Below are 566 nucleotides of genomic sequence, written 5' to 3' on the forward strand. Positions count from 1 at the left end.
TCAACCGGCACCCCCAAGGGCGTCATGATCGAGCATGCGAGCACCGTGAACCTGCTGCATTGGAGCAGCGGCGTGTTTGCGGAATCAGAGACCAGCCGCATGCTGTTCTCCACCTCGATCAGTTTTGATCTGTCGGTCTATGAGTGCTTCGTTCCGCTGTCACAAGGAAGCACGCTTTATCTTGTCGAGAGTGCGTTGACGCTGGCGCAGACGTCCTTGGATGTCTCCTTGATCAACACAGTTCCCTCGGCGATCGCCTCTCTGGTCGATAACAAAGCCGTGCCGCCCTCGACAAGCGTCATCAATTTGGCGGGCGAGCGGCTGAAGGCAGGCCTCATAGAGAAGGCTTTCGAGGGCAGTCGCGTCGAGAAGATCTGCAATCTGTACGCTCCTTCGGAAACCACGACGTACTCGACCTGGATTTGCATGCGACGGGGAGAGACTGTCGTCGAGACGATTGGCCGTCCGATTGCGAACACGCGGGTGTATCTGCTGGACGGTCATGGCGGGCCGGTTCCGTTCGGGGCGGCGGGTGAGCTTTACATTGGCGGGGCGGGAGTTGCGCG

Annotated in this window: 1 protein-coding gene; it reads left to right on the forward strand. The window is 59.4% G+C overall.

Going from position 1 to position 566, the window contains the following annotated elements:
* Positions 1–24: 24 nt before the first annotated feature.
* Positions 25–566: AMP-binding protein (locus tag AAFX91_RS42325; protein ID WP_394570431.1), on the forward strand; the 542-nt coding region annotated here is incomplete at its 3' end.

The organism is Bradyrhizobium sp. 31Argb (assembly GCF_043638955.1).
Taxonomy (GTDB): domain Bacteria; phylum Pseudomonadota; class Alphaproteobacteria; order Rhizobiales; family Xanthobacteraceae; genus Bradyrhizobium.